Here is a 7,011-nt window from a genome sequence, read left to right on the forward strand (position 1 = left end):
GCCGTCGGTGGCGTGAGCGGCCGGGCCACGGCGCGGGCGAGCGTCTCGCCGGCCTCGGGTGGACCGGGTGGGCCCGGCGGGCCGACCGGCCCCGGCCGACGCGCGCGGGGAGCGGGCGACCCGGCCGGCGCGGCGCGGGCGAAGAAGCGCAAGCGGGTGAACCTGGTGATCGCCAGCTTCGCCGTCTTCATCATGCTCGCCGGGCTCGGCGTGGTCGGCTTCACCTACTACTCGACCAACGTCGTCCTCCCGGAGGAGGTCCCGCTGCCACTCTCCACCTCGGTCTACGCCAGCGATGGCAAGACCCTGGTGGCCCGGCTGGGCAACGAGAACCGCACCTTCGTCACGATCGATCAGATCCCTGAGCACGTCCAGCACGCCGTGGCGGCGGCCGAGGACCGCAACTTCTACAAGCACTCGGGCGTGGACTACAAGGGCATCGCGCGGGCGGCCTGGAACAACGTCAGTGGCGGCGACAAGCAGGGCGCCTCGACGATCACCCAGCAGTACGCCCGCAACGCGATCGAGAACCTGAAGGACGACACCTACGCCCGGAAGGTCAAGGAGGCGATCTTCGCCTCCAAGCTGAACGAGAAGTACACCAAGCCGCAGATCATGCAGCATTACCTCAACGTGATCTACTTCGGGCGCGGCGCGTACGGCATCGAGGCTGCCGCGCAGACCTACTTCCGCAAGCCGGCGATCAAGCTCACGGTCGCCGAGGGCGCGGTGCTCGCCTCGCTGATCAAGCAGCCCGTGCCCAGCACGACCCACAAGGGCTACGACCCCGCCGTCAACCCCGTTCAGGCCAAGGAGCGGTGGGAGTACGTGATCGGCGGCATGGTCGAGGAGGGCTGGCTGAACGCTGCGGAGCGGCCCACCGCGTACCCGGAGGTGCCGGCGCCGGCGAAGAACGGCAACGGGTTCGGTGTGGCGAGCCCTCGGGGCAACGTCGTCAACTACGTCCGCCAGGAGATGGAGAAGTGGGGCCTCTGCTCCGACTCGGGCGCGCCGGGCAAGCCGACCTGCGTCGACGAGCTGCGGACCGGCGGTTACAAGATCACGACCACGATCAACGCCAAGATGCAGACGGCGCTGGAGAAGGCGGCCCAGCCCGACCGGAAGGGGTCGGTGCTCTATGGGCAGCCGAAGAACCTGATGGCGGCGGTGGTCTCCATCGAGCCGAGGTCCGGCAAGGTGCTCGCCTACTACGGCGGTGACAGCGGCGCCGACTTCGACTACGCGGGCAAGAACGTCGACTCGAACGGTGACATCGTCGGTGGCCACCCGCCGGGCTCCTCCTTCAAGGTCTACACCCTGGCGGCGGCGATCGACGCCGGGATCTCAGTCAAGTCGCTCTGGGACGCCACCCCGTTCAAGCCGAAGGGCTCCGACACGGAGATCGGTAATGCCAACCGTGGCGCGGGCGTCTGCGGAAAGTCCTGCACGCTCCACGAGTCGACCGTCCGCTCGTACAACGTGCCCTTCTACTGGGTGACCGACAAGATCGGCGCCGCCAAGGTTGTCGACATGGCGAAGCGGGCCGGCGTGACCACCATGTGGACCGTCGATCCTCGCCAGGAGTACGACCTGGTCAAGACGCCGGCCGAGAAGATCGCTCCCTCGAAGTTCGACAACTGGACGGGTTTCGGCAAGTACCCGGTCACCGTTCTCGACCATGCGAACGGGCTCGCCACGTTGGCCAATGACGGCAAGTACAACAAGGCGTACTTCGTCAGCAAGGTGGAAAAGCAGAACAAGGCCACCGGTAAGTGGATGAAGGTGCCGGGCACCGGCGCGAAGCTCAACCCGCAGCAGCGCATCAAGAAGGAGGTCGCCGAGGAGGTGACCGCGGTGCTGAAGGAGATCCCGGAGAAGAACAACGCCGGACTGGACGGCAGGGACGCCGCCGGCAAGACCGGCACTTGGGAGCATGCCGGCACGCCTCGTAACGCGCACGCCTGGATGGTCGGCTACGACGACAATCTCGCCACTGCGGTCTGGGTCGGCAGTCGCGACAGTAGGAAGCCGACCATCGTTGACAAGAACAAGAAGGACATCGGCGGTAGCGGCTTCCCGGCCGAACTCTGGAAGCGATACATGGATGACGCCCTGAAGGGCGAAAAGAAGTCGGAGCTGCCGAGTGTCACCGGCATCGGTGACGACAAGGCTGGCAACGGCGAAGAGCCGCCGCCCCCGCCGCCCCCGTCGGGCCCGCCGAACTGCGGTCCACTCGAGCTGTTCTGCCCGCCGGGCGGTGGCAACAACGGCGGTGGCAACAACGGCGGTGGCAATCCTCCGGGCGGCCCGACCGCCCCCACCGCTCCCACCAACCCGACCGAACCGCGGCCGGGCGGCGGAGGCGGACTCCTACCGACCAGCACACCTCGTATACGGGACTGAGTTCCTCATCGCCGAAGGCCGCCGGACAATTGTCCGGCGGCCTTCGGCGATTTAGATCCCTACGGATTCGGTCATGCCGGATGACCTGTCCAGTCACCGACTCCCGAAGAGCGACCGATAGTCACGGGCTGGTCGCTGTGGTCACCGTGGATGCTCGTGCAACCGCTGCTCAGTACCAGGAGGTGCAGAGGGTTCCAGTGACTGGCCCATGGTTGGGCATGCAGGCGCGAGCTTGAAGATCGGCGTCGTTGAGCATTGCGGTGTAGTTGGTCCCGTAGTCTTCCTTGGTGAAACCGGCGGTCGCTCGATGGCTGCCGCTCAGATAACGGCTTTCGACGTAGAAGTAGGAAGCGCCCCACGTGGTGCGGGCCCATGCGGTACGGCACCGCGGACTGTATCGCAACTCGATTGACGCCGAAGAGGTTCTTTTGTCGTAGTTGGCGAGCGGGCTTGGCGTTATCGCATCGTCGGCGCAATAGTAGTAGCAGGTCGTGCAGCTGTTGTAATAGATGCGGTAAGAAGCCGGATTCTTGTAGTCGCACACCTGCCCACACCCGATGGCAGCCAGAGTGGCCGCATCGATGAAGGTGCTGTCTTCGGTGATCATTTCGGCCATCGTCAGCTGACCCGCTGTATCGCTCGGCATCGCTGGAGCGGCGGCGTTGGCAGGTGTGGGGGTCAGGCCCAGGGCCAGCCCCAGAGCTAGGGCAGCACCAAGGGCGTTGAGCAGTTTTCGCACGGACGGTTCCTTTCTTGCCTGACCGGGGCAGATCGACAGATCAGTACCAGCCGGTGCAGTAGAGGTCGTACGGCCCGCTCGGTTGGACGCAGGCGCGCGCCTGAAGGTCGGCGTCGTCCAGCATCACGGTGTAGTTGCCCACGTATTCGGTGACGGTCGTACGGTGGCTTCCGCTCAGGTATCGACTGTCCGCCTTGATGTACGAGTTCGCAGAGTAGTTGCTCTTGGCCCACGCAGTCCTGCAGCGAGGGCTGTACCGGATCATGATGGAGATGACCGGATCCTGATGCTTCAACTTGTCTACTGCGTCGTCCGCGCACTTGTAGTAGCAGTTCGAGCAGTCGTCGTAGAAGACTCGAAAACTGGCTGGATCCTTGTAGTCACACAGGGAACGACAGCCGTAGGTCGCCAGGGTGCCGGCGCTGATGAAGATTGCTTGATCGGGATCGGCGAGGGCGCTGACCACCTCTGGATTCCTGAGCGTGCGCTTGGTGAAGCCATCGTCGACCGCAGCGGTCGCAGTGGGCTTCTGCGCGCTGTCCGGGGCAGCGACCGCGGGCCCGGCTCCGACGCCCACGAGGGCGGTGGTCAGCATGGCCGCCGCGGCGGCCAGCCGAGCCAGTTTCAGTCCAACCGTCGATCTGTCCTTCATGTGCACGACCTTTCGGAACGGCGCCGCTCAGCGGAACGAGTGGCGCGGTGACTGAGCCGACTATCTGGGGCCGCGCCACCACCTCATCATCGCCGTGTCCCGCGTGCGTGGGATCCGGTAGGCCGAACGATGATCAGGAGGTGCCCGTGCCTTTAGGTTGAGCCGCGACCTGAATGGACCGGAGAGGACTGGACCATGGCCTGGTCAGGGGTGCGGAACGTGGTAGCGGTCGCCGCGCCTGCCCTTGGCGAGATGCTGGCCACCTTGCGGCTGCACGAAGGTGGGCCGTACGCCCAGCGGGACCGCGCACGAGGGCTGTCCCGGTCCTGACCGTTGCAGGGCAGCCGGATCACCTGATGGAGCACGCCGACTCAGTAGCTCGCGATGGCGTTGCTGAGTACTTTGAGAGCCTGCGTCGTCTCGGTCAGCGCACGGTGAATGGCCTCCGCGGCTTGGCGTTTCAGTTGAGCAGACTCATCCGCCTCGGCCACGTCGGCGCCGAGGAGCCGGCGGTGGAGATCGTGCACGCCGGTTCCGGCATTGATGCCGAGTTCGCGCGCCAACCGGAGCTTGAGTTGGTGCAGCACGTGCACCGCCTCGGCTGTCCGTGATCCCGCGTGCAGCGCCTCGGCGAGAGAGCAGTGCAGGCCTTCGTGGTAGGGATAGTGCTGTACCCAGGAGTAGAGGTCGGTCGTCATCGCACTGTGCCGCTGGCGGCTGAACTCCACAGCCACCACTGCCTCGATCGCCCTGAGTCGGGCCTCTTCCCACCTTACGATGTCGCCCCGCAAGGCCGGTGAGTCGATGCCCTGAATGGTCGAACCGCGCCACAGCGTCAGGCCGGCGTGCAGGAGGCTGGCTGCCCGGTCAAGCTGACCGGCGCATCGCGCCTGCTCCGCCTGAGTGCAGAGCTGCCGGAACCGGAGCCCGTCGATCTGTTTCTCGCTGACCTCGAGGGCGTAGCTGTTGCCGGTGCGGGTGATCCGTTGCCCGCCTGAGAGGAGCAGGGCCCGAAGCCTGCCCAATCGGTTCTGGATCTGTTGACGGGCGGTGCCAGGCGGATGATGGTCCCAGACCACATCGATGAGCCGCTCGACGGAGACAGGCTGATTGGAGTTGAGCAGGAGAGCCGCGAAGAGCTTCTGACTGCGCTCGCCCGATAGGTAGACTGATGCGGCCCCTGATCTAATGGTCAGTGGGCCTAGAAAATAGAATTCCAAGATGTATCCCCCGTGTTACGCCTGCTGCCCGACCCTCGTCGGGCCGTGCTCAGCATAGCCGGTACTCAATGTTCGTCAACATTGATCACTCGTTGACATAAGTGGCGAAAGTGGATACTTCGCATCTTTCGCAGGCGCTTCGAGGCTTGGATGTCACTATTCACCACGCAGGGACTACATTGTGTAGTTGTGGCACGGATCACGACGGCGCAAGGCTCAAGCTACCTATTTATTTGAGTACGACGCTCCGAATTGCTCGGGAAGGTGCGTCGTCCGACTGACTGCAAATTGGTGCAGGAATGGGAGTTCGGCGGCCGAAGGTACGCCTCTCTTGCGCCTGGGATCGAGGCTGGGACGCCTCCTCGCCCGACCGGCCGCAGGCAGTACCGGCGGCCCCGGGTGCGACGGCACCCGTAGCAAGGTTCTCGTGGGAGAGCGCGACATAGGGCAGGATGCCAATCCATGAGCACCCAGTCGACGCCCCGCAGCGACGGCACAGCCGCCAACGACCATCCGTCACGCTCGGATGGGTTCGTCCGCGGGGTGTCCGGCCTGATCGGGGGCCCGCTCGGTGATCACGCCGTCGCACTGGACCAACCCCCGGGGCGTGAGAGTCGATTCTGGACGGCGACCCGCATCGTCCTGGCCATGGTCTGCCTGACCCTGGCGTTGCACTGGGTGCAGAAGTCGCCCTGTCAGGACGGCGCCTGGCAGAACAACGTGCAGTACACCCGGTTCTGCTACACGGACGTGCTGGCGCTCTACTACGCCGAGCGGCTCAACGAGGGCGCGGTCCCCTACCAGGACCACCCCGTCGAGTACCCGGTGCTGACCGGGTACTTCATGGGTGCCCTCGGCCTGCCGGTGCACGCCATCGGCCAGGACGACCCGGGGCTCAACCAGGGCATGTGGTTCTACAACCTGAATGCCCTGGTGCTCGGCGCGCTGGCGGTGGCCACGGTGGCGGTGCTCCTCGCCCTGCGCCGCCGCCGACCCTGGGACGCGGCGCTCTTCGCACTCGCCCCCGCGCTGATGCTCACCGCCACGGTCAACTGGGACCTGCTCGCCATCGGTCTGGCCGCGTTCGGCCTGTTCGCCTGGGCGCGCAGGCGACCACTGGTGGCCGGTGTCCTGCTCGGTCTCGCCGGGGCGGCCAAGATGTGGCCGCTGTTCATCCTCGGCCCGATCCTGGTGTTGGCGCTGCGCGCCGGGCGGCTCCGCGCCGCCCTCACCGCCTTCGGCGCCGCACTGGTCTCCCTGGTGCTGGTGAACCTGCCGGTTGCCATTCCCTACCGGGAGAACTGGGACCGCTTCTTCGAGCTGAACTCGACCCGGCCCATCGACTGGGGCACCCTCTGGTACATCGGGCGCTACCTGGACGGCAAGTTCGGCAACGCCAACCCCGCCGACCTCGGGCCGTTCGAGTGGCTGAACATCAACATCCCGACCCTGAACACCTTGTCGTACGCCCTCTTCGGGCTGGCCTGCCTCGGGGTGGCCGCGCTGGGACTGCTGGCCCCGCGCCGGCCCCGGCTCGCCCAGCTAGCGTTCCTGGTGGTCGCCGCCTTCCTGATCTTCAGCAAGGTGTGGTCGCAGCAGTTCGTGCTCTGGCTGCTGCCGCTGGTGGTGCTCGCCCGCCCGAAGTGGGGCGCCTTCCTGGCCTGGCAGGTGGCCGAGGTCTGCTACTTCGTGGCCTTCTACGGCGAACTGCTCGGCGCGGCTACCAGCCGGCCGGTCTTCCCGGAGGGCGTCTTCGTGCTGGCCTCGACGCTGCGGCTGGCCACCGTGGTGGTGCTCTGCGTGTTGGTCGTCCGGGAGATCCTGCGACCGGAACTCGACCCGGTGCGGCGAACCTACGCCGACGACCCGGACGGCGGGCTGCTCGACGGCGCCCCCGACGCACCCTGGCTCGACCGCTGGCGACGCCGGTCCGTGGCGCCCGACGAGGGAGCCGCGACGAGCGCAGGGGCTCCGGCGCGAGGGCTGTCCACGTGAAC

The 7,011-nt window shown here is 66.3% G+C and carries 5 protein-coding genes; 2 read left to right on the forward strand and 3 right to left on the reverse strand.

Going from position 1 to position 7,011, the window contains the following annotated elements; translation table 11 throughout:
- Positions 1-2,403 (forward strand): transglycosylase domain-containing protein (locus AB0B91_RS63830; protein ID WP_358342742.1); only part of this gene is annotated, 2,403 nt, incomplete at its 5' end.
- 169 nt (positions 2,404-2,572) lie between these two features.
- Here the strand turns inward: AB0B91_RS63830 and AB0B91_RS63835 are convergent.
- The 3 genes from AB0B91_RS63835 to AB0B91_RS63845 all read right to left on the reverse strand — a co-directional run bounded on the left by AB0B91_RS63835 (position 2,573) and on the right by AB0B91_RS63845 (position 5,014).
- Complete coding sequence (locus AB0B91_RS63835) at positions 2,573-3,142, reverse strand: DUF2690 domain-containing protein (RefSeq protein ID WP_157747257.1); 570 nt, start codon at positions 3,140-3,142, stop codon at positions 2,573-2,575.
- A gap of 40 nt (positions 3,143-3,182) precedes the next feature.
- On the reverse strand, positions 3,183-3,794 hold the full coding sequence (locus AB0B91_RS63840) for a DUF2690 domain-containing protein (protein WP_089002819.1): 612 nt from the start codon (positions 3,792-3,794) through the stop codon (positions 3,183-3,185).
- 371 nt (positions 3,795-4,165) lie between these two features.
- Positions 4,166-5,014 (reverse strand): AfsR/SARP family transcriptional regulator, encoded by an 849-nt coding sequence (locus tag AB0B91_RS63845; protein ID WP_089002820.1) that lies wholly within the window; start codon positions 5,012-5,014, stop codon positions 4,166-4,168.
- A 462-nt stretch (positions 5,015-5,476) separates the two neighbouring features.
- Here AB0B91_RS63845 and AB0B91_RS63850 point away from each other — a divergent pair, with 462 nt between their 5' ends.
- Complete coding sequence (locus AB0B91_RS63850) at positions 5,477-7,009, forward strand: glycosyltransferase 87 family protein (protein ID WP_089002821.1); 1,533 nt, start codon at positions 5,477-5,479, stop codon at positions 7,007-7,009.
- The last annotated feature ends 2 nt before the right edge of the window (positions 7,010-7,011 follow it).

It is taken from the genome of Nonomuraea sp. NPDC049141, from assembly GCF_040648415.1.
Classification (GTDB): Bacteria; Actinomycetota; Actinomycetes; order Streptosporangiales; family Streptosporangiaceae; genus Nonomuraea.

Coding starts and splice junctions, on each gene's coding strand:
- AB0B91_RS63840 (WP_089002819.1), bottom strand. CDS start 3,794: ATGAAGGACAGATCGACGGTTGGACTGAAACTGGCTCGGCTGGCCGCC.
- AB0B91_RS63850 (WP_089002821.1), top strand. CDS start 5,477: ATGAGCACCCAGTCGACGCCCCGCAGCGACGGCACAGCCGCCAACGAC.